This is a genomic window from Campylobacter jejuni, from assembly GCF_001457695.1.
Taxonomy (GTDB): Bacteria; Campylobacterota; Campylobacteria; order Campylobacterales; family Campylobacteraceae; genus Campylobacter_D; species Campylobacter_D jejuni.
Map to the genome: position 1 here is coordinate 586,500 of NZ_LN831025.1, position 23,306 is coordinate 609,805.

General features: G+C 29.7%; 24 protein-coding genes. 12 read left to right on the top strand and 12 right to left on the bottom strand.

All coding sequences use genetic code 11. The features are described from left to right. Nucleotides 1-3: 3 nt before the first annotated feature. Complete coding sequence (gene adk / locus AT682_RS03085) at nt 4-582, bottom strand: adenylate kinase (RefSeq protein WP_002872374.1); 579 nt, start codon at nt 580-582, stop codon at nt 4-6. Further along, nucleotides 579-2,330, bottom strand: a complete 1,752-nt coding sequence (gene aspS / locus AT682_RS03090) for an aspartate--tRNA ligase (protein WP_002882559.1) — start codon at nt 2,328-2,330, stop codon at nt 579-581. Before aspS ends, adk begins: the two co-directional genes overlap by 4 nt. A 91-nt stretch (nt 2,331-2,421) precedes the next feature. Between aspS and AT682_RS03095 the strand changes: the two genes are divergently transcribed. From AT682_RS03095 to mrdA, 12 genes are all read left to right on the top strand, one after another. Continuing rightward, nucleotides 2,422-3,282 carry an NAD(+) kinase gene (locus tag AT682_RS03095; protein WP_002866499.1) on the top strand — a complete coding sequence of 287 codons (861 nt, stop codon included), beginning with the start codon at nt 2,422-2,424 and terminating at the stop codon, nt 3,280-3,282. Further along, nucleotides 3,282-4,805 (top strand): DNA repair protein RecN, encoded by a 1,524-nt coding sequence (gene recN / locus AT682_RS03100; protein ID WP_002882560.1) that lies wholly within the window; start codon nt 3,282-3,284, stop codon nt 4,803-4,805. The genes AT682_RS03095 and recN overlap by 1 nt, the downstream gene beginning before the upstream one ends. 103 nt (nt 4,806-4,908) lie before the next feature. Continuing rightward, nucleotides 4,909-6,153 (top strand): bile resistance response regulator CbrR, encoded by a 1,245-nt coding sequence (gene cbrR, locus AT682_RS03105; RefSeq protein ID WP_002882561.1) that lies wholly within the window; start codon nt 4,909-4,911, stop codon nt 6,151-6,153. Continuing rightward, entirely contained in the window at nt 6,144-6,959 is an 816-nt protein-coding gene (locus tag AT682_RS03110; RefSeq protein WP_002852210.1) for a TatD family hydrolase, read from the top strand. Before cbrR ends, AT682_RS03110 begins: the two co-directional genes overlap by 10 nt. Then, a complete protein-coding gene (locus AT682_RS03115; protein ID WP_002852087.1) occupies nt 6,959-8,077 on the top strand; it encodes a lytic transglycosylase domain-containing protein in 1,119 nt (372 codons plus the stop codon). Before AT682_RS03110 ends, AT682_RS03115 begins: the two co-directional genes overlap by 1 nt. Continuing rightward, nucleotides 8,037-8,864, top strand: coding sequence for a septal ring lytic transglycosylase RlpA family protein (locus AT682_RS03120; protein ID WP_002859989.1), 828 nt, complete (start codon nt 8,037-8,039; stop codon nt 8,862-8,864). Before AT682_RS03115 ends, AT682_RS03120 begins: the two co-directional genes overlap by 41 nt. A 5-nt stretch (nt 8,865-8,869) precedes the next feature. Next, on the top strand, nt 8,870-9,358 hold the full coding sequence (locus AT682_RS03125) for an HAD-IIIA family hydrolase (RefSeq protein WP_002859584.1): 489 nt from the start codon (nt 8,870-8,872) through the stop codon (nt 9,356-9,358). Then, on the top strand, nt 9,349-9,864 hold the full coding sequence (locus AT682_RS03130) for an LptA/OstA family protein (RefSeq protein ID WP_002859585.1): 516 nt from the start codon (nt 9,349-9,351) through the stop codon (nt 9,862-9,864). Before AT682_RS03125 ends, AT682_RS03130 begins: the two co-directional genes overlap by 10 nt. Next, complete coding sequence (locus AT682_RS03135; RefSeq protein WP_002859586.1) at nt 9,846-10,307, top strand: LptA/OstA family protein; 462 nt, start codon at nt 9,846-9,848, stop codon at nt 10,305-10,307. The genes AT682_RS03130 and AT682_RS03135 overlap by 19 nt, the downstream gene beginning before the upstream one ends. Then, a complete protein-coding gene (gene yihA, locus AT682_RS03140) occupies nt 10,304-10,900 on the top strand; it encodes a ribosome biogenesis GTP-binding protein YihA/YsxC (RefSeq protein ID WP_002867727.1) in 597 nt (198 codons plus the stop codon). Before AT682_RS03135 ends, yihA begins: the two co-directional genes overlap by 4 nt. Then, on the top strand, nt 10,897-11,391 hold the full coding sequence (locus tag AT682_RS03145; protein ID WP_002852364.1) for a membrane protein: 495 nt from the start codon (nt 10,897-10,899) through the stop codon (nt 11,389-11,391). Before yihA ends, AT682_RS03145 begins: the two co-directional genes overlap by 4 nt. Then, the gene (mrdA, locus tag AT682_RS03150) at nt 11,392-13,197 is read left to right on the top strand and encodes a penicillin-binding protein 2 (protein WP_002882562.1); all 1,806 of its coding nucleotides are present in this window, start codon (nt 11,392-11,394) and stop codon (nt 13,195-13,197) included. A gap of 120 nt (nt 13,198-13,317) precedes the next feature. Here mrdA and AT682_RS03155 read toward each other — a convergent pair whose 3' ends face one another. From AT682_RS03155 to rplI, 10 genes are all read right to left on the bottom strand, one after another. Then, entirely contained in the window at nt 13,318-15,108 is a 1,791-nt protein-coding gene (locus AT682_RS03155) for an aminopeptidase P family protein (RefSeq protein WP_002856718.1), read from the bottom strand. A 15-nt stretch (nt 15,109-15,123) separates the two neighbouring features. Beyond that, nucleotides 15,124-16,677 carry a peptide MFS transporter gene (locus tag AT682_RS03160; protein WP_002867729.1) on the bottom strand — a complete coding sequence of 518 codons (1,554 nt, stop codon included), beginning with the start codon at nt 16,675-16,677 and terminating at the stop codon, nt 15,124-15,126. A 199-nt stretch (nt 16,678-16,876) separates the two neighbouring features. After that, nucleotides 16,877-17,557: an oligopeptide:H+ symporter gene (locus AT682_RS10090; RefSeq protein ID WP_002852310.1), complete on the bottom strand. Its 681-nt coding sequence runs from the start codon at nt 17,555-17,557 to the stop codon at nt 16,877-16,879. A 170-nt stretch (nt 17,558-17,727) separates the two neighbouring features. After that, nucleotides 17,728-18,369, bottom strand: coding sequence for an oligopeptide:H+ symporter (locus tag AT682_RS10095; protein WP_002852151.1), 642 nt, complete (start codon nt 18,367-18,369; stop codon nt 17,728-17,730). 128 nt (nt 18,370-18,497) lie between these two features. Next, a complete protein-coding gene (locus AT682_RS03170; RefSeq protein WP_002852208.1) occupies nt 18,498-19,046 on the bottom strand; it encodes a hypothetical protein in 549 nt (182 codons plus the stop codon). After that, nucleotides 19,039-20,145: a hypothetical protein gene (locus AT682_RS03175; protein WP_021034203.1), complete on the bottom strand. Its 1,107-nt coding sequence runs from the start codon at nt 20,143-20,145 to the stop codon at nt 19,039-19,041. Before AT682_RS03175 ends, AT682_RS03170 begins: the two co-directional genes overlap by 8 nt. After that, nucleotides 20,132-21,007, bottom strand: a complete 876-nt coding sequence (gene era, locus AT682_RS03180; RefSeq protein ID WP_002852114.1) for a GTPase Era — start codon at nt 21,005-21,007, stop codon at nt 20,132-20,134. The genes AT682_RS03175 and era overlap by 14 nt, the downstream gene beginning before the upstream one ends. Then, the gene (gene hslU, locus AT682_RS03185) at nt 21,004-22,323 is read right to left on the bottom strand and encodes an ATP-dependent protease ATPase subunit HslU (RefSeq protein WP_002852226.1); all 1,320 of its coding nucleotides are present in this window, start codon (nt 22,321-22,323) and stop codon (nt 21,004-21,006) included. The genes era and hslU overlap by 4 nt, the downstream gene beginning before the upstream one ends. Further along, nucleotides 22,320-22,862 (bottom strand): ATP-dependent protease subunit HslV, encoded by a 543-nt coding sequence (gene hslV / locus AT682_RS03190; RefSeq protein WP_002781630.1) that lies wholly within the window; start codon nt 22,860-22,862, stop codon nt 22,320-22,322. Before hslV ends, hslU begins: the two co-directional genes overlap by 4 nt. Further along, nucleotides 22,862-23,305, bottom strand: a complete 444-nt coding sequence (gene rplI, locus AT682_RS03195; RefSeq protein WP_002781628.1) for a 50S ribosomal protein L9 — start codon at nt 23,303-23,305, stop codon at nt 22,862-22,864. Before rplI ends, hslV begins: the two co-directional genes overlap by 1 nt. Between the last annotated feature and the right edge of the window lies 1 nt (nt 23,306).

Below are 23,306 nucleotides of genomic sequence, written 5' to 3' on the forward strand. Positions count from 1 at the left end.
TCCTTATATACTTTGAATTTTTTTAATCAGTTCTTTCATGTCTGCAACGATAGGTTCGATAGTGCGTTCCCCGTCGATAATAAAATGAAGTTTTTTCTTTTGATAAAAATCTAAAATTTCATTTAAAGGTTCTGTATAAACTTTCATTCTATTATAAAACACTTCTTCATTATCATCTGCACCACGATTTCTGCCTAAAACTCTTTCTTTGGCAACTTCTTCGCTTACTCTTACTTCTATGACACCTTTAAGACAAATTTCATTTTGCTCGCTTAAAACCTTGTCAAATTCCATCATTTGTTCTACGCTTCTTGGATAGCCATCGATGATGATAGTTTTAGTTGGAGCAGCTTTTAGAGCATAAACTATAGTATTTACAACAACATCTAAAGGAACAAGATTGCCTTTGGAGATAAAACTATCTATAGTTTTTCCAAGCTCACTCCCACTTGCTACTTCAGCTCTTAAAAGATCCCCTGTTGAATAGTGTGTGATATTTGTCGCATCTGCTTGTGCAATTAAACTAGCATCGGTAGTTTTTCCACTACCTGGTGCACCTATGATTAAAAACAATTCTTTCATTTTATATTCTCCCTTAATTTGATTCCTAATTCTCTCATTGCTTCATTGCTAGCAGGCGATGGCGCATCTGTCATTAAGCATTGCGCTCTTTGGGTTTTTGGAAAGGCTATAACCTCTCTTATGCTGTTTGCTCCTGTAACTAGCATGATGAGTCTATCAAGTCCTATAGCGATACCTCCATGTGGTGGAGCACCAAAACTTAAAGCATCAAGTAAGAAACCAAATTTTTCTTTTTGTTGTTCTTCATCGATATTTAAAAGTTTAAATACTTTTTGTTGAATATCGTTTTTATGGATTCTTATACTACCTCCACCTAGCTCAATACCATTTAACACTACATCATAAGCAATAGATGAAATTTCTTCTAAATCATTTTCATTGATATTTTTTGGCATGGTAAAAGGATGGTGCATCGCAGAATAACTTCCATCATCATTTTGCTCAAACATAGGAAAATCAATAACCCATAAGAATTCTAAGGCATTTGGATCTATAAGATTTAACTCGTTGGCTAAGAAAATTCTAAATCTTCCCATATAATCAAGCACGGTTTTTTTAGCTCCTGCGCCGAAAAATACCACATCTCCTACTTCAAGTTCACAGCGTTTGCTTAGCTCATTTAAATCTTCTTCGCTAAAGAATTTACAAAGTGGACCTTTAAGCCCATCTTCTTTAACTTGTATAAAAGCTAAGCCTTGAGCACCAAATTTACGCACAAATTCTTCAAATCTTTGCATTTGTCTTTTTGAAAAAATAGTATCACCTTTTGGAACACGTATGGCTTTGATGCGATTTTTCTTTGTATCTTTGGCAATATTTGCAAAAATTTCATTATTTGACTTAGCGAAAATATCAATCACATCAATAAATTTAAGATCAAATCTTAAATCCGGCTTATCAGAGCCATAATTTTCCATAGCGTCTTTGTATTGCATTTGTCTAAAAGGGGTTTGAATTTCTTTGCCGCAAGCTTTGAAAATATCTTTTAAAAAAGTTTCAGCTACATTGATTACATCTTTTTGTTCGCAAAAACTCATTTCAACATCAATTTGTGTGAATTCAGGTTGGCGATCAGCTCTTAAATCTTCATCTCTAAAACATTTTGCGATTTGAAAATAACGATCAAAACCGCTACACATTAAAAGTTGTTTGAAAAGCTGAGGGCTTTGTGGAAGAGCATAAAATTCACCCTGATGCACACGAGAAGGCACGAGATAATCTCTTGCGCCTTCGGGAGTAGCTTTGGTAAGAATAGGGGTTTCAACTTCTAAAAATCCCATATTTGCCAAAGAATTTCTAGCTGCTATACAAGCTTTAGAACGCAAGGCAAAATTTTCATAAAGTTTAGGATTTCTTAAATCTAAAAAGCGATATTTTAAGCGTAATTCTTCATTTACACTTTCATCAGCGATAGCAAAAGGAGATACGGCACTTTCATTTTCTATGGTAAGTTTAGAAACAACTACTTCGATTTCTCCTGTTTTTAATTTAGGATTTACAAGTCCTTCGCCACGCGGACGAATAGTGCCTTCTGCAATAAGTACAAATTCATTTCTTGCATTGGAAGCGATTTCATGAGCTTCTTTGCTATCATTTGGATCACAAACAAGTTGGATAATACCACTTCTATCTCTTAAATCTATAAAAATAACTCCACCATGATCGCGGTAGCTATTTACCCAACCGCAAAGTTTAACGCTTTGACCAACATGGGAAATTCCCAAGTCTGTATTATAATGACTTCGCAAATTTATTCCTTGAAAAAAGATTTTTTAAGATAATGAGCAAAATTATAGTATTTTTATTCTTTTGCTTTGCTAAGATTTGATATAATTTTTTATGCAAAATAAAATAGATTATAAAAATATTAAAAAAATTGGACTTGTTACACGACCCAATGTGAGTTTAGATAAGGAAATTTTAAAACTTCAATCGATTTTATCTATATATAAAGTTGAACTTGTATTGTTTAAAGAAAGTTCTGAAATTTTAGATTTGCCAAAGTATGGATTGGATGATTTGTTTAAAATATCTGATTTTGTTATTTCTTTAGGTGGAGATGGAACTTTGATTTCTTTATGTCGTAAAGCTTGTGAATATGATAAAGCAGTTTTAGGAATTCATGCTGGACATTTAGGTTTTTTAACAGATTTTAAAGTTGATGAAGCTGAAAATTTTTTTCAAGCTTTTTTTCAAGGAGAATTTAGAATAGAAAAGCCTTATTTGTTAAGTGTTTTTTTAGAAGATAAGCAAGGAAAAATTTTAGAAAAATTAGCTTTTAACGATGTGGTCATCAGTAAAAACAATCAAGCTTCTATGGCTCATATAGAAGTTTTTAGAAAAGAAAAGAAATTTAATGAATATTTTGGAGATGGGCTTATTGTTGCAACTCCTGCGGGTTCAACAGCTTATAATTTAAGTGCAAATGGGCCCATAGTTTATACTTTAGCTCAAGCTTTTATCTTAACTCCTGTTTGTTCTCATTCTTTAACACAACGCCCTATTGTCTTACCAAAAGGTTTTGAAATAGAGATTATGGCAAAGGATTGTATACTTTGCATTGATGGGCAAGAAAATTATAAAATGAATGATTTTAAAAGTATAAAAGTGGGTTTAAGTGATAAAAATGTGGCTTTAATTCATCCAAAAAATAGGGATTATTTTCAAATTTTAAAAGAAAAATTACACTGGGGAAATTGATGATAAATAGAATTTTTATGAAAGAAAATCTTGGTTTTAAAAAGGCTGAGCTTGAAATTTCTAAAGGGCTTACCGTTTTTACAGGCCTAAGTGGAGCTGGAAAATCGGTCTTGTTTAAAGGAATTTTATCCGCATTTTCTTTGAGTGAAAGTGAGGCTAAAATTGTCGAAATAGAACTAGATGATAAGTTGGATTTAGAAAGTTTTGGTATAGAAAGTGAAGAGGAGAATGTTTTTAAGCTTTTAAAAGAAAAAAACACAAAATATTTTATTAACAATCAAAGCATAGCGAAAAAAAGTTTGCAAAATTTAAGTAAAACTTTTATTAAGTATTTAAGTGCAAAGGAAAATAACGAATTTGGAAATGAAAAATTTTTAAATCTCTTAGATGCCTTGGAGATGCAAGAAAATACAAATTTTGTTTCCTTTTTAGAAGATTTTAAAAAAGATTTTAATGCTTATAGTCAAATTTCTAATGAGTTTAATGTAATTTTAGAAGAAGAAAAAAAAGTAGAAGAATTAAAAGAATTAGCTAGAGTACAAATTGAAAAAATTTCAAGCATTAATCCTAAAATAGGTGAGTATGAAGAGCTTTTAATACTTAAAAAAAAGCTTTCTAAAAAAGATAAATTAGAAGAAGCTTGGAGTAAGACAGAGCATATTTTTGAGCTTGAAAAAGTTGTTATTGAAGCTTTAAATTTAAGCGAAGTTGATCCGAGTTTTTTTAGTGAATGTTTAAATGAATTGCGTGTGATTTGCGAAAATCAAAAAATGGAAGATTTGGATTTTGATGTGGAGACACTTTTAGATCGCATTGAAAATTTATCCTATCTCATCAAGCGTTATGAAAGCATAGAAAATGCTTTAGAAGTTTTAAAACAAAAAAAACATGAACTAGAACATTATGAAAATTTAAGTTTTGAAAAAAAAGAACTTGAAAAAAAATTTCAAGAATTAAAACAAAAATTAGAAGAAAAAGCACAAATTTTAACTCAAGCAAGAAAGAAAAACCTTAAAAAATTAGAAAAATGTTTAAATAATTATCTTAAAGATCTTTATATGAAAGACGCAAGTTTGACACTTAAAGAAAATGAAAAAATTTCAATTTTAGGTAAAGATGAGATAATACTAGATATTAATTTAGCTCATTTAAAAAATTTAAGTTCGGGTGAATTAAATCGCTTAAGACTTGCTTTTATAGCCACAGAATGTAAAATTTTAAATGCAGGTAAAGGGATATTATTTTTAGATGAAATTGATGCAAATTTAAGCGGAAAAGAGGCTATGAGTATAGCCAAGGTTTTAGAGGAGCTTTCTAAGTTTTATCAAATTTTTGCTATTTCTCATTTGCCTCAACTTTCCTCTAAGGCGCATAATCATTTTTTAGTTGAAAAAAATGGCGAAGAAAGTAAGGTAAAAAAGCTTGATCAAGAAGAAAGAATTAAAGAGCTTGCTAGGATGGTAAGTGGAGAGCTTGTTAGTTATGAAGCAATCGAATTTGCTAAGACCTTGTTTAAGAATTAAGCGGATTTTTTATTTTGCTATGTTAAAATATACAACTATAAAATTTCCTTTCTTTTGAAACAAATATATTAAAAATTTTAGATATAAAGGTATTTTACACACTATGAATAAGAAAATTTTAATTATTGATGACAATAAAATGCTCGGCAAACTTTTAGCTAAAAAAATTCAAATGACTTTAGATTATGAGGTAGATATTGCTTTTGGTTTTGCCGAAGCTAAGGAATTAATGAATAATGATTATTTTTTAGCTTTTGTGGATTTATGTTTGCCAGATGCCCCAAATGGTGAAGTTGTGGATTATGTTATTGAAAAGAAAATTCCTGCTATTGTTCTTACAGCTAGTGGCGATAAGGCTACTAAAGAAAAATTTATGGATAAAGATATATTAGATTATATTTTTAAAGAAAGTGAAACTTGCATTGATGAGATTATTAGTTCTATTGTAAAACTTAATCAATATGCAAAAACTAAAGTGATTTTAGCTATGAGCAAGCTACCTGAACGTAATGAAATTAAAAAAATACTTACTCAAAGACAATTTAATGTTTTAGCTGCAGCTCATGGTGAAGAAGCAATGAGTTATTTAAATGATAATAATGATGTTAAGCTTATTATAGCAGATGTCAATATGCCAGTAATTAGCGGTTTTGAGCTTTTGACTCAAGTAAGAGAACGTTTTAGTGATGATGAATTAGGTGTGATTCTTTTGGGGGATTATAATGATTCATTTGAAGCGAATTCTTTTAAAAATGGAGTTAATGAGTATTTGTTTAAGCCTTTAAGCAAGGAAAGTTTTAATTGTCGCTTAGATCGTTGTTTATCTTACATGGATGATAAAAAATTTTTAAGCACTTATAATGTTTTAGATCCTGTATCTGGGGTTAAAAATTATAATGCTTTAATCGATGGAATAGATGATTATTTTAACGAAATAGCAACAAAAGACGAGGAATTTGCTTTTGCTTTTTTAGATATAGATAATCTTCAAATGATTAACGATGAATACGGCCGTGAAGTTGGTGATGAAGTAATTAAAATCTGTGCTAATGAAATAGTTAATGAAACTAAAGGAAGAGATCTTGTAGGTAGATATAGTGCAGAAAAAATTTGCATTTTGCTTAAAAATATATCCCAAGAAAGAGCGATTAAAATCTTTTCTCGTATACGAGTAAATATAAAAAAGGCTGGTGTTTTAGTTAATTTAGATGAAGTCTTTTTTACAGCTTCTATAGGCGTGGTTTTTGGAAAAAGTGGAGATAAGATTGATTCTTTGGTTGATAAAGCAAGTAAAATATTGTCTCAAGCAAAAGATAATGGCAAGGATAGAGTTGAAGTATGTTCTTAAATCTTGATTTTCAAGATGGTTTAAGGATTGTTGATACACATTGCCATCTAGACAGTGAAGCATTTAAAGATGATTTAGATGAAACTTTAAATCGTGCTTTTAAAAATGGTATAGAGAAAATCATCATACCTGGTGCTGATATAAAAGATTTGCCCTATGCAGCTACAATTGCTCATAAATATAAAAATATTTTTTTTGCAGCAGGAGTGCATCCTTATGAAATTGATAATTATGATGAGAAAATTTTAAGGCAGTATTTATGCGATGAAAAATGTGTAGCTGTAGGTGAATGTGGGCTTGATTATTTCCGTTTTAAAAGTGATCTTGCTGAAGAAATTCAAAAAGAAAAAGAAAATCAAAAAAAGATTTTTATCGCACAGCTTGAACTTGCTATTGAATTTAAAAAACCTGTTATCATCCACTCAAGAGAAGCAAATCATGATACCTATGAGATTTTACATGGGTATTCTAAGGATCTTGTAGGAGGAGTTTTACACTGCTTTAATGCAAGCGAACATTTGCTAACTCTTTTTGAAGATGGATTTTATTTTGGTATTGGGGGAGTTTTAACTTTTAAAAATGCTAAGAAATTAGTTGAGATTTTGCCTAAAATTCCAAAAGATAGACTACTACTTGAAACTGATGCTCCATATCTTACTCCAGAGCCTTATCGCGGTAAAAGAAATGAACCTTTGTTAACTCAATTTGTAGCAAACAAAATGTGTGAAGTATTGAATTTATCAAGAAAAGAACTTCTAGAAATTTGTTTTAACAATTCTGAAAAATTATTTTTTAAAGGTTATTAATGAAAAAAATTTTATTGTGTTTTTTAATATGTTTTAATTTTCTTTTTGCACAAATTAATACTCCTGAATTTTATGAAAGACAAATGAATGTTTTAAGAAATTTAGATATTAATCCAAGTTTTATCAGTGATTTGATTTTTGTGCAAACTCAACAAGATATAAAATCAAAACATGCTCAAACTTTAATAGATAGCATGCAAAATTTTTCAAAAGTTACTCCTATGATAAGAAAAATTTTAGCCCAGCAGGAAGTTCCTGATGAGATTTTGTATCTAGCTATGGTTGAATCAGGCTTGAAAACTCATAGCGTTTCTAATGCCAAGGCTGTAGGGGTTTGGCAATTTATGCAACCAACAGCTAGAAATTTGGGTTTAAGAATCGATGCTTATGTTGATGAAAGGCGTGATCCAGTCAAGTCAACTTATGCCGCTACAAATTATTTAAAAGAGTTAAAAGAAGAATTTGGCAAATGGTATTTGGCACTTTTAGCTTATAATTGCGGAAATGGCAAGCTAAGACAAGCTATCAAGCAAGCAGGAAGTGATGATTTAAGTGTTTTATTGAACCCTGATAAGAAATATCTTTCTTTAGAAACTAGAAATTTTATAAGAAAGATTTTAACGCTTGCTTTTTTAGCTAATGATAGGGATTTTTTACTAGATAAAGATGCGTCTTTAATGAATTATGCTTTAAGCAATGAATTTGCAAAAGTTGATGTGCCTTCTTCTGCATCTTTAAAAGAAATAGCTAAAAATTTAAATATGGATCTTGCAACTTTTAAGAAATATAATCCACAATTTAAACATAATTTTACGCCTCCTGGTAAAGGGTATTATATGTATATACCACTTAATAAAGTAGCATTTTTTGATAAAAATTTTAAAGCAGAAAAACTTGCGAAGGTTGATACAACTATACCTATGACAAGAACTTATACCGTTAAGTCTGGTGACTCTTTATATAAAATAGCAAAAAATTATAATATAAGTGTTGATGAAATTCGAGAATTCAATAAAATAGCAAAAAATCATCTTAGTATTAATCAAAAATTAATTATACCAATCAAGGAGAATAAAAATGCAAATAAAAACAATTACACTAAAGTTGTCAGCCGTTAGTCTAGGGGCTTTATTTTTTAGTGGTTGTTTAGGCACTAGTTTTTTTTCTAGCTTGGATAATGCTCAAGTGTATTATCCTTCAAATGATTTTAAAAGCAGTCCTAGTTCTTCAGGGACTAAAGGAACGATGAAGCCTTATACTATCAATGGTAAAACTTATTATCCTACTGTTGTAGCAGTAGGCGAAACTGCTGATGGTATTGCGAGTTGGTACGGGCCAGGCTTTCACGGCAAGAAAACCTCTAATGGCGAAACCTATAATCAAAATGCTTTAACCGCGGCTCATAAAACTTTACCTATGAATACCATCTTAAAAGTAACCAATCTAAATAACAATCGTCAAGTTACCGTTCGTGTGAATGATAGAGGTCCTTTTGTAAATAATCGTATTATAGATTTATCAAAAGGAGCTGCTAGTCAAATTGATATGATTGCTTCAGGAATAGCTCCAGTAAGGCTTGAGGTTATAGGGTTTGGATCAAGTAATTCGGGTAATAATATTGTGCATTCTAATGTAAACTATGGAAATAGTGGAGAGATTGCAAATAATGGACAAATTTATGAAGGTGGAAATTTTATGGTTCAAATTGGAGCCTTTAAAAACCCAGCTGGAGCACAAACGATAGCAGCAAGATATAAAACTTATAGAACTTATAGCTCTACTATACGCACAAGCTCAGTAGATGGCTTAAATCGCGTTTTCTTAACAGGCTTTAGAAGTGAAGATGAAGCAAGAGATTTTGCTGCAAGTGGTGCATTTGTAGGTGCATTTGTTGTAAGAGAGTAGAAATTATGACAGAATTGATTTTTTTGGATGTAGATGGCTGTTTAACTGATGGAAAAATTATTTATACTTCTAATGGAGAATTTATTAAAGAATTTGATGTAAAAGATGGAGCGGCTATCGAGGCTTGGCTAAAGCTTGGTAAAAAAATTGCTATTATTACAGGTAGAAATTGTCCTTGTGTTGAAAAAAGAGCTAAAGATTTAAAAATAGAAATTTTATATCAAGGTATTAAGGATAAGTTAGCTTGCGCAAAAGAAATTTTACAAAAACTTAATTTAGATTTTTCTCAGTGTGCGGCTATTGGGGATTATTTTAACGATAAGGCTTTGCTTGAAAGTGTAGGACTTAGTTTTAAGCCAAAAGATGGTCATAAAGATTTAAATGTAGACATAATGCTTAGCAAAAAAGGTGGTAAGGCTGCTGTAGCACAGATGATAGAAATTTTAGTAGAAAAAAATCATCTAGAAGAAGAATGGAATAAGCTTTGGCTATAAAAATTTTTGGAATTTTAATTGCTCTTTTTACAATTACTTTTACGATTTTAAGTTTGCAAGATCCGTATTCTTTAAATTTGCAAACTAATGCTTTAAATTTTAAAAATATTGAGGCTAAAAATTTGAAAGCTTATGAGAGTAATGCTAGTACAATTAAGGCATATTATAAGGCAAATTCTTGGGTGAGATATGCAGATAGAGATGAATTTAATGATTTTATTACTTTAAATTTAGATTTTAATCTTAGTGCGAATCGTTTAGAGTTTTTCAATAAAGATATGAGCAAGGTTTTGTTTGAAGGAAATGTTACTTATATAGGTTCTAATAATGTCAAAATTATTTCTCAAGAGGTAGAATACCAACCTAAGGATAAAATTTTACACACAAATACTAATTTTAAAGCTCTGATCAATGGAAGTATTATTAACGGAAATACTTTAAACTATGATGTAAAAAACAAAATTTTAAATATCCAAGGAGTAAATGCGTGGTTGCAAGACAAATAATTTTATTGTTAGCTTGTGTAAGTGTAACTTGGGCAACTCAAATTGAAGTAAAAGCTTTAAATTTTTACTCAGATGAAAATAAGGGTGAAAGTATTCTTAGTGGAAATGTAGAAGTAATTAGAGGTGATGATATTTTAAATTCTGAAAAATTGATTATTTATACGGATAAAAATCGCAAACCTATTCGTTATGAAGCAATGCAAAATGCTAGGTTTAAGATTGTTTTAAAAGGTAAAACTTATAAAGGTAGTGGAGATAAATTTATTTATAATGTTATTAAAGATACTTACGAGATTAATGGTCATGCTTATATAAATGAGCTTGGAAGCAATCAAAAACTTTTTGGTGATAAAATAATAGTCGATAGAAAAGCTAATATTTATCGAGTGGAGAGTAAGGATCAAAAACCTGCTCGTTTTGTATTTGACCTTAAAGACAAATGATAATTAGTGCTAAATTTATCACTTCTTTAGTGAAATTTGATGAGAATTTGAGCTCAAATTTTAGTGAAGTAGCATTTTTGGGGCGTTCTAATGTCGGAAAAAGTTCTTTAATCAATTCTTTGTGTAAACAAAAAAATTTAGCCAAAAGTTCGGCAACTCCTGGAAAAACTCAGCTTATAAATTTTTTCGAAGTAATTTGCAAAAGAAATGAAGAAAAATTTAATATCAATTTTATCGATTTGCCAGGGTTTGGTTATGCAAAGGTTTCTAAAAATTTAAAAGAAATATGGAATCAAAACTTAGATGAATTTTTAAAATTAAGAACCTCGATAAAGTTATTTATACATTTAATCGACTCAAGACATACTCATTTAGAGATCGATGTAAATTTAAATGACTATTTGAAAAGATTTTTACGACCTGATCAAAAAATTTTAAAAGTTTTTACCAAATGCGATAAATTAAATCAAAGTGAAAAAGCTAAGTTAAAAAATGAATTTAAAGACTCTATTTTAGTTTCAAATTTGAATAAATTTGGCCTTGATTCTTTAGAAGATATTATTATCAATCAAACTTTAGGTCTTGATAAATGAGAAGAAATTTAAGTGCTTATAAAGCAAAATTTAATGGAGCTTATGTCTTTTTAGGATTTTTTTTTCTAATTTATCAGATTCTTGGTTCGACTTTTGTATATACCCCGTTACTTTATGGGATTTTTTTCTGTTATATGTTTTGCTTACTAGAAGAGAGAGAAAGAACTTTTTCAAAGCTTGATTTTAGATGGTATTTTTCTTTATTTTTTTTATTTTTTACTGATATAACTTATAATTTTTTTATTTTTTCATCTTGGTTGGCATTTTTTATTTTTTATTATCTTTGTGCAGATTGGATTAAGACAAATTTAAAAATTGGTAAATTTATCCCTGTTGTTTTTGTGCTTTGTGCTTACGGCATTATTTTGTTTTTGGATATGATATTGTCTTATATTGGAGATGAAAAAATTAAAATTTTAGGATGGGCGTATATTGTTTCAGTTTTTATAGAATGTTGTTTAGCTTATGTGTTTTTTAAAGGTAAAATTTAAATGAGAATGCGTTTAGTTGTTGGATTTATACTATTGTTTTTTATATTTTTATTAAGTCGTGTGTATTATTTGAGTATAAAATCAAATGTATATTATGAAGAACTTGCCAAACAAAATGCCATAAAAACCGAATTTTTAGCACCTGTTAGGGGTCAAATTACAGATAGAAATGGAACTTTATTGGCTATTAATGATTTGGGTTTTAGTATTTCTATTAAACCTTATTTAAGTATTAAAAAGTCAAATAAAGGAATTTTGGATAAAGAATTATCTGAACTTACAAATTTATTTCCCGATTTAAATGCTAGTAAATTAGCAGAAATTTATAAGAGAAATGATTCTTACTATAATCAAGATTTTATTAAAGTTGTAGATTTTATACCCTACGATGAGATTATTCCGCATTATTCAGAGTTAAATCTTAATAAAACAATAAAAATAGATCCTGTTGTAAAAAGAAAATATCCTTTTGGAAAATTAGCTTCGCATATTATTGGGTATGTAGGTAAGGCAAATTTGCAAGATGTTCAAGAAAATGAAATAGCAAAACTTTCTAACTATACGGGAAAAAGCGGTATAGAACGCTATTATAATGATATTTTACAAGGAGAAAAAGGAACTAGAGTTTATAAGGTTAATGCCTTAAATCAAGAAGTAGAACAGCTTTCTTACACTCCTGCTAAGTCTAATGATATAGAACTTACGATAGATATAGAGCTTCAGTCTTATTTAACTTCATTGTTTGAAGGGAATGCTGGGGCTGCTATAATTATGAATGTAAATGATGGATCTATTTTAGCTGCAGGGAGTTTCCCTGAATATGATCTTAATCCTTTTGTAACAGGGATTTCTTTTAAGGATTGGGATGAGCTTTCAAATAGTCTTGATCATCCTTTTACAAATAAACTTATAAATGGATATTATCCTCCAGGTTCTGTTGTAAAAATGGGAGTAGGGCTTTCTTTTTTAAATTCTAAAAATATTAGCCCATCGACTCAATATGTTTGCAATGGAAGCATTGAGCTTGGAGGCAGGTTTTTTAGATGTTGGAATCGATCAGGCCATGGACCTGTGGATTTAAAACATGCGATAAAATATAGTTGTGATGTTTATTTTTATAATGGCAGTTTGCAAGTTGGAATCGATCAAATAAGTGAAACTTTATCTCGCATTGGCTTTGGAGCGAAAACAGGGGTAGATTTACCTAGTGAATTTGTAGGGACTTTACCAAGCAAAGAATGGAAGATGCAAAGATATAGACAATCTTGGTTTCAAGGTGATACTTTAAATACAGCCATAGGTCAAGGTAATTTTCTTGCAACACCTATGCAAATTGCTAGATATACAGCTCAAATCGCAAAAGGTGGAGAGGTTATACCTCATTTTTTAAAAAGCATAGAAAATAATAATACAACCATAGAAAATCAAATGGATGAAAATAAAAAAGAAATTTTTACTTTGTTTGAAAAGAGTCAATTGTCTTATATAAGAGATGCAATGTATGCCGTTGCCAATGAGCAAGGAGGAACCTCTTATCGTTATTTGCATAATCTTGATGTGAAAGTTGCAGCAAAAACAGGAACCGCTCAGGTTGTGGGATTTTCACAAACAGATAAAAATAGAGTCGATGAAAAACAATTTGAGTATTATACTAGATCTCATGCGTGGCTTACTTCTTATGCTCCTTATTCTAAGCCAAAATATGTAGTTACCGTTCTTTTGGAGCATGGTGGGAGAAATATTACTTCAGGGGCAACTGTAGCTAAAATTTATCAAAAAATGATTGATCTTGGATATTTTAAATAATTTTTAGTTGTAAATTGAGTTTTTCAAAAAAAACTTTTTTAGCAATTGGTTTAAAAATCTTGTATTAAACAAATTATAAGTTTAATACAAGGAAAATTTATCTATGTTAACAAAAGTATCTTAAAAGATGGCTTTTGTTCTTTTTTCAAGCCAAACTAGAGCTTTTGGATAATCACCTAGCTTAGGAGAAAGTTTTTCAAATACTTCTTTGTGATAATTGTTTAACCATTCTTTTTCTTTTTCATCTAACATTTTTGTATCAATACAAGATATTTCAAAAGGACAAAGAGTAACAGGTTTAAAGTATAAAAACTCTCCAAAATCTTTATTTTTAGGATTTTCTACTTTGGTATGAATAACTAAATTTTCAAGTCTTATGCCCCATTTACCTACTTTATAAATACCTGGCTCTATGGAGGTTAGCATACCTTCTTTGGCTTTTGTTTTTTCAAGCACAGGGGATAGATAAGATAAAACTTGTGGACCTTCATGGACATTTAAAAAATATCCCACGCCATGTCCTGTGCCGTGTATATAGTCAATTTGTTCTTTCCATAAAGGTGCGCGTGTGATTGCATCAAGTAAGGGCATAGCTATATCTTTTGGAAAAATTGCACTGGAAATGGCAATATGTGCTTTTAAAACCAAGGTATAGTCATGAATTTGTTCTGCATTAGCCTTTCCTATTGGTACAACGCGTGTAATATCTGTTGTGCCGTTTTTATATTGTCCACCAGAATCAATAAGTAAAAGCCCATCTTTTTTAAGATAAGCAAAACTCTCTTTTGTGGCTTTATAATGTGGATATGCTGCGTTTTCGTTAAAACCTGCTATAGTGGCAAAACTATCACTTATGTAGTACTTGCTTTGTGCTCTAAATTCGCTTACTTTAGCATCTATGTCTAATTCGCTTATTAATTTTTTATTTTCTATTGCTTCTTCAAGCCATGCAAAAAATTTACATAAAGCCACTCCATCTTCTATCATAGCATCTTGTATATGCGCTATTTCTTTTGTATTTTTAGCTGCTTTTAAGTGAGTGCTTAGATTAATTTCTTGAATGATTTTTACGCTTTTATCTAAAGAATTTATGAGTAAAGCGGTCATTTTTGAAGGTTCAATAAGCAAATTTGTATTTGCAAGTTTTTCAAGCTCCATGATGATTTCATCATAATTTTTAAGCCAAAACCCATCTAAATTTAATTTTTTTTCAAGTTCTGAATTTACTTTTTTCTGATCAACAAAAAGCAAGGCTTTGTCTTCCAAGATTAGCAAATGACTTAAAAATACAGGATTATAATTTACATCATTCCCTCTTAAATTTGTAAGCCAAGCTATATCATCAAGGCTGGAGATTAAATGAGAGGTAACATTTAAATTTTTCATTTTTTGACGCACTAATGCTAATTTTTCTTTTCTTGAGTAAGAGCAGTATTCTAGTTCGTGTTCATAAATTTTTTCTTGTGGTAAAGTGGGACGATCTTTCCAAAGTGGACTTATCAAATCTATATGTTTTAAATTTGCCTTGCAATTAATCTTTAAATCTTTTTGCAAAGATAAAGGTAAAAGTGCAAAATCGATGCCTAAAATTTGATCTTCGCTTAAATTTTTTTCCAACCATTTGGTAAAAGTATTTTTAGCATCTTGCTTTTGTAAAAGTATGCCACTACCTTCTAATTCCTTTTGTGCTTGAAGCCAATATCTTCCATCTACCCACAAAAAGCCCTCTTCTTGTGTGATAAGAACTGTTCCAACAGAACCCTTAAAGCCACTGATAAAGACTCTGTTTTTGTAATATTCTGGTAAATATTCGCTCAAATGCGGATCCGCGCTTAAGATGAGATAGGCGTCAATATTATTTTCTTTCATTAATCTTCTAAGTTCTAATACTCTTTGTTTGTAAATACTCATATTTTCTCCTTAATATTAATTTTTTAGTATTTTATTGATAGGTTTTTTGAGTATAAGTAAAATTATAACAGCACCAAGTAATATCCACATACATTGGTAAAATAAATTTGGCAAATAAGCTATATTTTCTTCACTTGCTTTACCACCTATGAATCCAGCTAAAGCATTGCCTAATGCACTTGCTACAAACCAAAGTCCCATGACTTGAGATTTAATTAAATTAGGTGCAATTTTTGTCATTATAGAAAGTCCCACAGGGGAAAGACAAAGCTCTCCTAAAACCATAAGCAAAAAGCTACTGACAAGCCACCAAGGTGAAACTAAAATAATTTGTGATGAATTTTCTAAATTTTCTCTTAATGTATTAGCATCGCCATTTAAACTAATTGCATGATTTGAAGCTAAAGCCATTATTAAAAATGCCAAAGCTGCACCCAAAAGTCCTAATGCAAATTTAATAATAGATGAAATTTCTTTATTATTTTTGGCACATATAGTCCATATAAAAGCACTAAAAGGTGCAAAAAGTATAACAAATAAACCTCCAAGAGATTGAAACCATATTGTAGGAATTTCATAATTTAATATGGTTTTATCTGTTAATTTTTCTGCAAAAAAATTAAAAGAAGTGTATTGTTGCTCATATACTGACCAAAATAACGCAGCCGCTAAAAATAAAACAATAAAAATAATTAAATTTCTTTTTTCTTCTATTTTTAAAGAAGTAAAAGCGAAAAGATATAAAAAATAAATTCCAGCACAAGCTAAGATAGTTAGAATAATATTTTTATTAATAACTTGTGCATCTAATTTTATAAAACCACCAAGGATTAAAAATATTGCTCCAAGCAAAACAATACCTGATACAATGATGATGTAAAATGCGTTTTTGCTTTTTTTGCTTGGTCTATCCCAAGTAGAGTCTATGCCAACTTTTTCATCAAATTCTTTTAAATCAGGCATAGTTTTTAGGTAGAAAATAATTACCGCTAAAAGCATACCAATCCCACCTGCACCAAAACCAAAATGCCATCCGTATTCTTTTTGTAAAAAGCCGCAAATTAAAGGAGCTACAAAAGCACCAAAATTAAAGCACATATAAAAAAGAGTAAAACCAGAGTCACGCCTTGCATCATTTTTTTTATAAAGCATTCCAACCATTACAGAAGCACAAGTTTTAAAAAGTCCTGTACCTATAACCAAAAAAACCATACCAACAAAAATCATTTTATTGTTAAAATAAGAAAAGGCTATGCACAAATGTCCAAATGCTATAGTTAAAGCACCTAGTAAAATTGCTCTTTTTTGTCCTAAGTAATTGTCCGCAAGCCATCCACCTGGCAAAGCAGCAAGATATAAACAACTTGCAAAAATTCCCATAATTGCACTTGCTTCTTCAGGTTTTAAGTTCATTCCACTTTTTTCAAAACTTGCTATCATAAAAAGGTAAAGCAAGGGACGAATTCCGTAAAAAGAAAATCTTTCCCAAAGCTCAGTAAGTGAAAGAGATAAAAGTGGTTTTGGATGTCCAAAAAATGAAGTATCTAAATTTTTTACATTTTTACTCAATTTATATCCTTTGTGTATTTTTATTTATAAATTATAGACAAGAAATTAAAAAATATGTATAACTTTGTAATATTTTTAAATGATTTATATCATAATGTTACTTTTTTGCAAATATAAAAAAAAGAAATATTAAGATCAATTTTCAACTTTGGTGTATTTTGTATTTTAAGTTTAGTTAGATAATTGCTTATTTTTTTTGTTAAGATGGTTTTTTAGCAATAAAAAGCAAAAGTGCTACAACAAAAAGCATCCACATGCATTGTCCAAAAATATTAGGAAGTTGATCGATGTTTTTAATATTGACATTTCCTCCTATAAGTCCTGCAACAAAATTTCCAAGCGCACTTGCTACAAACCAAAGTCCCATGATTTGATTTTTGATTAAATCAGGGGCAACCTTAGCCATTATAGAGAGTCCAATAGGAGACACGCATAATTCCCCAAGTGTTAAAAAGAATATACTTATGATAATCCAAGCCATGGATATTGGCAAACCATTGTTGTTTATTAGATTTTGTGAAGCAAAGGTCATCATCATAAAACCAATACCGGCAAATAATATTCCTAAAGTAAATTTTCCAATGGAAGAAAAATATATATTTTTTTTCTCTAAAAATATCCAAATATAACTTGCTATAGGAGCAAGTATGATGATAAAAATTGGATTAAAAGATTGAAACCAGTTTGTTAGAATTTTCCAATCAAAAATATTTCTATTTGTAAAATCTTGCGCAAAAAGATTATAAGCAGTAGGTTTTTGTTCAAAAGCACTCCAAAAAAAAGTGGCTGCAAAGAATAAAACAATTAAAATTGTTAATTGCTGTTTTTCTCTTTTATTTAAAGCTTTAAAAACAAAAAGATATATGAAATAAATTACCAAACATAGTAAAATTACAATTAGAAGTTTTTTTGATAGTATTATATGGGATTAATATTTACAAGATTAATAAACATTAGAAAAAATCCAATAATACTTAACAAGCTTATACTTAGTATAAGAGTTAAATTTTTTACTTTTTTAAATGGTTATTCCCAGTTTTGCTTTAAGGTTCAATTTTTATGAAATTCTTCAAGCTCAAGGGCAGCTTTAAAATATAAAATAAGCAAAGAGATTAGCATACCTAAACCTCCTATGACAAATCCTAAATGATAATTCCATTTTGCTTGAACAAAACCACATATAAGAGGAGCAATGAATGCTCCAATGTTAATTCCTATATAAAAAATCGTATAGCCAGTATCGCATCTTGTATCATTTTGTTTATACAACATTCCAACTGTTACAGAAGCGTTAGTTTTAAAAAATCCAGTACCAATAACGATAAAAGTAAGCCCTAGGAAAAACATAGGTGTGCTTAAAATAGATAAGGCTATGCTAATATGTCCTAAAGCTATAATAAAAGAACCTAAAAATAAAGCCTTTTTTTGCCCTAAATAATTATCAGTAATCCAGCCTCCAGGAAGTGCTGCTAAATACAAGCATCCTGCAAAAATGCCATAAATTGCCGAGGCGTATTCAGTGCTTATTCCAAGTCTACCTTTGCTTATGGTTGTTGCCATGAAAAGCACAAGTAAAGATCGTATGCCATAAAAAGCAAATCTTTCCCAAAGTTCTACCATTGATAAAGAGAATAAGGGCTTGCGATGACCTAGGAAATTTGTATCGAGTTTTTGTATTTCTTGTTTAGTCACTTCCCAATACCTTTCTTTTTTTTATGCTTAAAATATTTTAACTAATAGTAATAGAAAAATAATTAAATTACAATATTTTTAAATATTTTTTTTATAATAATATTTAAAAATATAATATTTTAATATTATTATAAATTAACAAATTTAAACATTAAATCAAGCTTTAATTTTAAACCCTGTGTATTGTATAGTTTTATTTTATCAATTTTTAAAGCTATAGGAAGATTTTCTAAATTTTGTATAAAATTGAGTAAGTCTTTAAAGTTGCCATTTAAACTTAGAAAAACATAATTATAGTGGATAAAATTTTTGTTTTCTTGGGAAAATTTTATTTCATTAATGGTTAAATTTTTGGATAAATTATTGATTTTTTTATTGAAAAAATCTTTATCATAAAAAAATAAATGCAATTTTTCTTTATAGTATTTTAATTTTTCTTCCTCTGTTTTTATCTGTTTTGTTAGCTTTGTCTCTATTTCTTTAAGATGTGAATTTTCTATTTTTGCTTCATTTAATGCAAGGTAATTATGTTCTACTAATGTTTTTTGAAAAATATCTTCCAAAAAGCGATCATGAATTTTAAAAGCTAAAAACAAAGCACAAAGGCAGATAAAAGAAATAAAAAGAAATTTTTCCCTAGGATTTAAATTTTGCAAAAATACTTCTATTTTATTCATGTATGACTTCTAATATGATATTCAATGTTTCTTCATTTTTATCAAGGAATTTAAAAGTAGAATTTAGATTTTCTAATGCTCTTTTAAAGTGGTTTTCATCGATAAAAGAAAGAATGATTTTTGTTTGTTCAAATTCAAGATTTGTGATTTTAAGTTCATTGGAATTAAGCCATGATATGATTTGATTTAGAATGATTGCCTTATTTTTATCTAAATTGATTTCTTTTGTTATGGTGGATAAAATATGAAATTGTTGTTGTGTAGATGATATTTTATTGGAAAGAGTAAAGTTTAAATCTTGTATGTTTGTTAATAATTTTTGCTTATCTTGTTTTAGTTTAGAAATTTCTTCTTGTATGATAAAATTTTTATTTTGAATTTCCTTATTTTGTTTGTACTCTATAAAATCTTTAAATAATAAAATCATCATGCTAAGACTAAAGCTAAAAATAAATATTAATATAATTTTAAAAGAAATAGATATTTTTATTTTATTATGCTTGATAAAATTACAATTTTGATCTAGATTTTTTATACTATATGAACTTAATTTCAATAAACTATTTTTATCAAGAATATCATTTAGATTTAAACATTTTATTTGAGATGAGAAGTAATGTTTGATTGTATCCAAATCCTGATAAAGTAGCAATTTGCTTTCATAGTGTTTTAAAAGTTCTATAAATCGATTTTGTTTAAAAAATAAATCCATATTGCTTGGGTTGAAATTTTCGATTTTTTTAAGATTGATAAATTTTCCCTCTTGGTAAAAATATAAATATAAAGTTTGATCATATAAATTTAAAACACAATAATCACTTTCCTCAATAAATCTTTCATCAAATAAAGCTTGAAAAATTAAAGGCTCGGGAAAGCAAAAACGACTTTTTTTCAATTTGTAAACAGGTGCTAAAAAACAATGATAAATTTCATTATGTTTAAAAAAAGCTATTTGATAGTCAAAGGGTTTGCTTAGCTTAAAATCTGCAGTTAAATTGTTAAAAAGTTCGTCTTCTTTGGATATTCCCGTTCTTTGAGCATAAAGTAAATCTGTAGATTTTATAAAATTTATTTTATTTAATGAATTAATTTTCATCATTTAGAAGTTTTTTTAAAAATTCTTCATCTTTTTGCCAGTTTTTTTTCACTGTTACAAAAAGCTTTAAAAGTACCTTTTTTTGGGCAAGTTTTGAAATTTTAAAGCGTGCATCTTTGCCTATTCTTTTTAAAGTTGCCCCTTCTTTTCCTATAAGCATACCCTTGTGAGAGTTTGTATCTGTGATGATATTGGCTTCTAGGATTAAAAGATTAGGTGTGTCTTTGGTGCGATGGATAAGCACTTCGCTACTATAAGGAAGCTCATCGCTTAAATTTTCATAAATACTTTCAAGTATGAAATCTCTATAAATTTCTTTTTCGCTACTCGCACTTAAAAATTCAGGATCATAAAAATATTCATGTTCGTCAAGATATTTTACTATCTCATCTAACAAGCCTTTTTTATAGCTTTTTTTCTTAGAAGAATAAGGAATGATAGCCTTAAAATGTTGGCTAAATTTTGCATATTCGCTAAGTTTTTTTAAAAGTGTAGCATTGTCGGTTAAATCTACTTTATTTAAAGTGATGATATGTGGTACTTGTGGGTTTAGACTAAGAAAATTTTCATAGTCTTTTGTACTATCAAAAACACTCGCCACAAATAAAATCACATCACAATCCCCCATGGATTTAATAGCACTTTGGACAAGCAGTTGATTAAGCGTAGCACCGCTTTCGTGAAGTCCTGGGGTATCGATGAAAATGATTTGATTTTTTTCATGCATCACTATGGCTTTGATTTTACGCCTTGTGGCGTTTTGTTTGTGAGAAACTAGGGCGATTTTTTCTTCTAGTAAGGAATTGATTAAAGTACTTTTTCCTGCATTAGTACGCCCTATGATACTAACAAAGCCACTTTTCACAAAATATACCTTGCAAGATCTTTATTTTCTATGATATCTCCGAGTTTTTCTTCTACCATTTTTTTATCCACTACGAATTTTTTACCCGCATACTCATCAGCTTCAAAACTTAGATCTTCAAGTAATTTTTCTATCACAGTATGTAAGCGTCTAGCACCTATATCTTGCATTTCTTCATTGGCTCTTGAAGCTATTTTTGCTATTTCTTTAATGGCTTCATCATCAAATTCAAGTTCTAAATTTTCAGTTTTTAAAAGCTGAGAGTATTGTTTTAAAAGTGAATTTTTAGGGCGTGTTAAAATTTCATAAAGAGCTTTATCATCAAGACTATCTAATTCCACTCTTAAAGGAAAGCGTCCTTGCAGTTCAGGGATAAGATCACTTGGTTTGCTAAGATGAAAAGCCCCTGCAGCGATAAAAAGAATATGATCGGTTTTTAAAGTACCTATTTTTGTTTGTACATTTGATCCCTCGACTATAGGAAGTAAGTCTCTTTGCACCCCTTCTTTACTTGGATCTTGGCGGTTTGAATTTCCGCTTGAAACAGCGATTTTATCGATTTCATCAATAAAAATAATACCTTCATTTTCCGCTCTTTTTAAGGCTTCGCTTTTGATGCTTTCTTGGTCGAGGATTTTTTCTCCTGCTTCATTTTTTAAAGCATTTTTAGCGTCTTTGATTTTCATTTCTTTTTTGACTTTTTTACTGCCAACGCCTATAACCTTAACTATATCTTGCATTGCACCCATTTCAGGAGGTAGGTTGGGATTGGTATCAAACATATTTTGTGAAATTTCTATCTCTATGGTGCTTTCATCAAGATCGCCATTTCTTAGTTTAGTTCTCATTTTTTCAAGACTGTTTTTATATTCTTCTTGTTTTTCATCGCTGATACCCTTTGGTAAAGGTGGTAAAAGTTTTTCTAAAATTTTATTTTCTATAAATTCATCGATTTTATCTTTGTTTTTTTCTCTTTGCTCATTTTTTACCAAATTTAAAGCCGCATTGGCAAGATCTCTTACCATGCTTTCTACATCACGACCTACAAAACCTACTTCAGTATATTTACTTGCTTCGATTTTGATGAAAGGAAAACCCATCATTTTAGCTAAACGCCTAGCGATTTCTGTTTTTCCTACACCTGTAGAACCTATCATCAAGATATTTTTTGGCACTATATCATCTTGCAACTCAGGGCTAAGTTGCATTCTGCGGTAGCGATTTCTTAAAGCTATAGCTATGATTTTTTTAGCTTTTTTTTGTCCTATAACATAATCATCTAAAAATTTAACGATTTCTTTTGGAGTTAGATTCATTTCTCATCCTCAATTACATAAGTTTTGATATTGGTATTGGTATAAATGCAAATTTCACCTGCGATTTGAAGACTTGATTTTACAAGTTCTTCTTCATCTAAATCGGTATGTTTTGCTAAGGCTCTAGCAGCTGAAAGCGCATAGTTTCCACCACTTCCTATGGCTGCGATTTGTCCATCTTCAGGTTCGACCACATCGCCTGTACCAGAAAGTAGAAAAATGTGATTTCTATCAAGTACGAGCATCATGGCTTCAAGTTTTCTTAGGTATTTGTCTTTTCTCCATTCTTTAGAAAAGTCAATTGCTGCTTTTAAAAGATCGCCTTTAGAACTTTGAAGGAGATTTTCAAACATATCAAAAAGATTAAAAGCATCAGCTGTTGATCCTGCAAAACCTGCTAAAACTTTGCCATTGTTGAGTTTTCTAATCTTTACAGCATTGCCTTTTAGCACCGTATTTCCAAAGCTTACTTGTCCATCTCCGCCAATTACGGATTTATTTTTACCTTTGTAAGCTAAAATCGTTGTTGCGTGAAACATTATTCTGCCTTTATATTTATGTTAAATTTAGCATGGATTGCGTGTCCAAGTTTTACGCTTACTTCGTGGATTCCTAAGCTTTTTAAGGTATCACATTCTAAACTTTTTTTATCGATTTCTATATGGCTTTGTTCTTTTAGGGCGTGAGCGATTTCATCTTTGGTTACGCCACCAAACAAACTTCCATTTGCACCTACGGGTTTTGAAATTTCAAGAGTGATTTTGCTAAGTTCTTCTTTGAGTTTTTCTAAATTTGCGATTTCAAAGCGTAAATTTTCAGCCTCTTTTTTCTTGTCGCTTTCATATTTTCTTAAAACTTCATTAGTAGCTGCTTTAGCAAAGCCTTTAGCGATTAAGAAATTTTGTCCATAGCCGTCTTTTACTTCTTTTATTTCTCCTGCTTTTCCAAGTGCTTTTACATCTTTGATTAATAATACTTTCATT

Coding starts and splice junctions, on each gene's coding strand:
- AT682_RS03110 (WP_002852210.1), top strand. CDS start 6,144: ATGTTCTTAAATCTTGATTTTCAAGATGGTTTAAGGATTGTTGATACA.
- adk (WP_002872374.1), bottom strand. CDS start 582: ATGAAAGAATTGTTTTTAATCATAGGTGCACCAGGTAGTGGAAAAACT.
- AT682_RS03115 (WP_002852087.1), top strand. CDS start 6,959: ATGAAAAAAATTTTATTGTGTTTTTTAATATGTTTTAATTTTCTTTTT.
- hslV (WP_002781630.1), bottom strand. CDS start 22,862: ATGTTTCACGCAACAACGATTTTAGCTTACAAAGGTAAAAATAAATCC.
- yihA (WP_002867727.1), top strand. CDS start 10,304: ATGATAATTAGTGCTAAATTTATCACTTCTTTAGTGAAATTTGATGAG.
- AT682_RS03175 (WP_021034203.1), bottom strand. CDS start 20,145: ATGATGAAAATTAATTCATTAAATAAAATAAATTTTATAAAATCTACA.
- AT682_RS03120 (WP_002859989.1), top strand. CDS start 8,037: ATGCAAATAAAAACAATTACACTAAAGTTGTCAGCCGTTAGTCTAGGG.
- mrdA (WP_002882562.1), top strand. CDS start 11,392: ATGAGAATGCGTTTAGTTGTTGGATTTATACTATTGTTTTTTATATTT.
- AT682_RS03145 (WP_002852364.1), top strand. CDS start 10,897: ATGAGAAGAAATTTAAGTGCTTATAAAGCAAAATTTAATGGAGCTTAT.
- AT682_RS03155 (WP_002856718.1), bottom strand. CDS start 15,108: ATGAGTATTTACAAACAAAGAGTATTAGAACTTAGAAGATTAATGAAA.
- hslU (WP_002852226.1), bottom strand. CDS start 22,323: ATGAATCTAACTCCAAAAGAAATCGTTAAATTTTTAGATGATTATGTT.
- AT682_RS03125 (WP_002859584.1), top strand. CDS start 8,870: ATGACAGAATTGATTTTTTTGGATGTAGATGGCTGTTTAACTGATGGA.
- cbrR (WP_002882561.1), top strand. CDS start 4,909: ATGAATAAGAAAATTTTAATTATTGATGACAATAAAATGCTCGGCAAA.
- AT682_RS03170 (WP_002852208.1), bottom strand. CDS start 19,046: ATGAATAAAATAGAAGTATTTTTGCAAAATTTAAATCCTAGGGAAAAA.
- AT682_RS03095 (WP_002866499.1), top strand. CDS start 2,422: ATGCAAAATAAAATAGATTATAAAAATATTAAAAAAATTGGACTTGTT.
- rplI (WP_002781628.1), bottom strand. CDS start 23,305: ATGAAAGTATTATTAATCAAAGATGTAAAAGCACTTGGAAAAGCAGGA.
- recN (WP_002882560.1), top strand. CDS start 3,282: ATGATAAATAGAATTTTTATGAAAGAAAATCTTGGTTTTAAAAAGGCT.